This is a genomic window from Skermanella sp. (assembly GCF_059503625.1).
Genome location: NZ_JCACHA010000221.1, coordinates 1 through 3,274, shown reverse-complemented (window position 1 = coordinate 3,274; position 3,274 = coordinate 1). Strand labels below are relative to the sequence as shown.

The 3,274-nt window shown below is 62.7% G+C and carries 6 protein-coding genes and 1 pseudogene; 5 read left to right on the top strand and 2 right to left on the bottom strand.

All coding sequences use genetic code 11. The annotated features are described in order from the left end of the window. Nucleotides 1-154: 154 nt before the first annotated feature. Nucleotides 155-391 carry an AbrB/MazE/SpoVT family DNA-binding domain-containing protein gene (locus tag AC5JJ6_RS05485; RefSeq protein ID WP_496041075.1) on the top strand — a complete coding sequence of 79 codons (237 nt, stop codon included), beginning with the start codon at nucleotides 155-157 and terminating at the stop codon, nucleotides 389-391. Nucleotides 392-397: 6 nt separating this feature from the next. Next, the gene (locus AC5JJ6_RS05480) at nucleotides 398-805 is read left to right on the top strand and encodes a type II toxin-antitoxin system VapC family toxin (RefSeq protein ID WP_496041074.1); all 408 of its coding nucleotides are present in this window, start codon (nucleotides 398-400) and stop codon (nucleotides 803-805) included. A 69-nt stretch (nucleotides 806-874) separates the two neighbouring features. On the opposite strand, the gene AC5JJ6_RS05475 is transcribed toward AC5JJ6_RS05480, so the two are convergent. Continuing rightward, on the bottom strand, nucleotides 875-1,738 hold the full coding sequence (locus tag AC5JJ6_RS05475; protein WP_496041073.1) for a LysR family transcriptional regulator: 864 nt from the start codon (nucleotides 1,736-1,738) through the stop codon (nucleotides 875-877). Between the two features lie 81 nt (nucleotides 1,739-1,819). Between AC5JJ6_RS05475 and AC5JJ6_RS05470 the strand changes: the two genes are divergently transcribed. The 3 genes and pseudogenes from AC5JJ6_RS05470 to AC5JJ6_RS05460 all read left to right on the top strand — a co-directional run. Continuing rightward, complete coding sequence (locus AC5JJ6_RS05470) at nucleotides 1,820-2,032, top strand: YjiS-like domain-containing protein (RefSeq protein ID WP_496041072.1); 213 nt, start codon at nucleotides 1,820-1,822, stop codon at nucleotides 2,030-2,032. A gap of 54 nt (nucleotides 2,033-2,086) precedes the next feature. Continuing rightward, a complete protein-coding gene (locus AC5JJ6_RS05465; RefSeq protein ID WP_496041071.1) occupies nucleotides 2,087-2,320 on the top strand; it encodes a LysR family transcriptional regulator in 234 nt (77 codons plus the stop codon). A 42-nt stretch (nucleotides 2,321-2,362) separates the two neighbouring features. Next, a pseudogene (locus AC5JJ6_RS05460) lies at nucleotides 2,363-2,575 on the top strand (IS5/IS1182 family transposase); the annotation flags it as partial. A 64-nt stretch (nucleotides 2,576-2,639) separates the two neighbouring features. Here the strand turns inward: AC5JJ6_RS05460 and AC5JJ6_RS05455 are convergent. Further along, on the bottom strand, nucleotides 2,640-3,274 hold a 635-nt coding region (locus AC5JJ6_RS05455), incomplete at its 5' end, for an IS6 family transposase (protein WP_496041070.1).

Here is a 3,274-nt window from a genome sequence, read left to right as displayed (position 1 = left end):
AACTCGGCCGGTCATACTCTGCTCGCCACCGTACCCCCAATCGCTCGGCAGTCCCTCACGCTGATAGGAGACTGATGCCTGCATCGTCCCTTGCGCAATCCAGGCGGAGGCGATAAGTAATACTAACAGTTCCAAGGGTATTACCGAGGCGGCCATGGCCACGACGCTCACCACGAAGGGACAGGTCACCATTCCCAAGCCGATCCGCGACCGATTGGGAATCGGCCCCGGCAGCGCGGTCGAATTCGAGATCGGGCAGGACGGGCGCGTCATATTGAGCAGAGCAGACCGGACGGCGCCGCCGAAAAGCCGGTTCGAGCGCCTGCGAGGGCGGGCCACCATGGGCCTGACCACGGACCAGATCATGGCGTTGACGCGCGGCGAGGATTGACCGCCTGTGACCTTGATCGACACCAACGTGCTCCTCGATCTCGCCACGGACGATCCGGTATGGGCGGCATGGTCCGTCCGGCACCTGGATGCCGCTGCTGTCAAGGGGCCGTTGGTCATCAATGACGTCGTCTACGCCGAGTTGTCCGTCGGCTTCGAACGGATCGAGGAACTCGATGATCTGCTCAATGAAGCCGGAATCACGTTGGAGGAGATCCCGCGCGAGGCCCTTTTCCTGGCTGGAAAGGCATTCCGTCGCTACCGGGCGGCGGGAGGCTCCCGCATGGGCGTGCTCCCGGATTTTTTCATCGGCGCCCATGCCGCTGTTCTCGGTCTGCCGCTGCTGACGCGCGACGCCAAGCGCTACCGCACGTACTTCCCGTCCGTCGTTATGGTGACGCCCGAAGCACCGTGAGACTGGTCGGCAAAATGACTAAGGACTACAGAACAACCGCCCCATCCAGGCGCCAGACCAGCCTGCAACTCAAATCGTGCCGAAGGCCGTGCAGATCGCCGCCTCCATGGCGACCGACGCTTCGGTGGTCTCTTCGTGCCGCCGAAGAATCAGGGACGATGGCGGCAGCGAGGGAAAGCGGTCGCTTTCCCTCAGGACGCGCATTGAAGGTTCTAGGGTGCTTTCGGCCAGAACGCCCACGGCCAGTCCGGCGGAAATTGCAGCCTTCACTCCGGAAATGCTCTCGCTGGTATAAGCGATGCGGTACGGACGGCCGATCCGTTCAAGGGCCGCGATGGCCGAAGCTCGCCACCAGCAGTCGCGATCGAACAGCGCCAGCGGCACCGGTCTGGCCGGATCGAGCTTCAAATCCGGATGCGCCGCCCATATCGTCTGCTCGGTCAGGAGCAGCCTGCCGACGCGATCGTTGGGATCGGCCGCATGAACGGCAAGGTCGAGTTCTCCGCGCTCGACCGCATCGGGAAACCGTCCGCTGAACCCGCAACGGACGACGACTTGCACCCCAGGGTGGCGAGCCGCAAAGGTGGCTAGAACCTTTTCGAGTACGCTTGTCCCATAATCCTCCGGAATGCCGACCCGGACGCTGCCGAGAAGAGGCTTGGCGAAAAGGTCACCGATTCGATCAATCTCACCGAGCGCCCGTCTCGCCGCCGGTAGCAGGGCCTCACCGGCCTCCGTCAGCGTCATACCTCGCGCTTCCCGATGAAACAGCTTGGCGGAAAGCACATCCTCGAGTTTGTGAATCTGCACGCTGATGGCTGACTGCGTTCGCCCGAGCCTGTCGGCAGCCCGAGTTATGTTGCGAGCTTCAGCCACGATCAGAAAAGTCTGGAGCAGATCGCTGTCGATCCGTGAGCGTTCGGTTTGCTTCATGACAGCGATCATAACTATTCGTTTGTGAGAACGCTAGTACGAGCCGATCCTAAGGTCCTGAACAGTCACAGGGAGGGTCCCATGGACGCCGGCGTCACATACGACTCACTGGCCGCAACGGCTAAGAGAATGGCGCACTTTCTGGAGGAAGTGACGAGGAGAAGGCGGAAGAGCAGCGTCAACGATGAACTGAGCAGGCTCCACGACCATCTGCTGGACGATATCGGCCTGACGCGTCAGCAGGTGGAAGAACTGGAGCGGGAGCAGGGGGCTAGGCCCTATCCACCTGTATGAATTCTTCGCACTTCCTCGTTGACCGAAAGACAACATTGGATCAATCCTTGAGGCATGGAGCGTCTTCTACCCCTCAACCCGCTGCGCGCTTTCGAGGCGGCAGGCCGGCTCAGGAGCATCCGCAAGGCCGCGGAAGAACTTTCTGTCACGCCGGGGGCCGTGAGCCGGCAGGTGCAGAGTTTGGAAAGGTGGCTTGGCACGCCACTTTTCCGCCGCGAGCCGCGCGAGATGGTGTTGGTGCACGGAGGCGGGGTCGGGCGTGTTGGCGGAACGGGGGCCGTCGTGTAGAACGGCGATCCTGCCCGTAGCCTGATGGTCTGATCGTCCCGCATGCCGAACAAACACAATGACGCCCGGCGCCATCATATTCCGAAGATGAAGTTCAGGGTGACGAACTGGTCGGCCTATGAAGCCGGACTCCGGCGGCGGGGCAGCCTGACGCTGTAGGTCAGCGACGAGGAGCTCGCGGCCTGGAGGGCGCCGCCGCGTACGACGCCAGGCGGTCAGGCGCGCTACTCAGAGACAGCGATCGAAACAGTCCTGATGGCATTGTCACGTTAACTTGGATCGGACGTGAGAAGACGTCGAAAGGCCGTAAGTCAGCCTTTCATGCGGCCCTTCGGACGCACGTCTCCTGCTTCCAGACCTCGAACGCGTTGGTGCGGTAGGCGCGGTACTCGGCGGCGGTCATGAGATGCCGGTGGGGATGGCTGTGCTGGTGAATGGGGCCGTGGGCGGACAGGAACTGCTGGGCCTGGCGGGGCGACTTGAACCGCTTCATGCGCCGTTCGCGCTGGCGGGTCGGCTGATGCGAATTCTCCGCCCGGTTGTTCAGGTAGCGGCTTTGGCGATGTTCGACGTGCGGGATGATCTGGCGCTTGGCAGCTCCATAACTTCCGAGCTTGTCGGTCACCACGACCCCCGGCACATACCGCAGGCCCTTCAGCAGCGTCTTGAAGAAGCGTTTGGCTGCCTTGGTGTTGCGCCGGCTCTGCACCAGGACATCGAGCACCACGCCGTCCTGGTCGACCGCGCGCCAGAGGTACTGCTGGACGCCGTTGATCGGGATGAACACCTCATCCAAATGCCAGCGGTCGCCGGGTCTCGGCCGGCGTCGCCGCAGCCGGTTGGCGAAGGTCTGGGCGAACTTCCGGCACCAGCGCCGGATCGTCTCGTAGGTAACCTCAATGCCGCGTTCGGCCAGCATCAGTTCGACGTCCCGGAAGCTCAGGCAGAACGTGT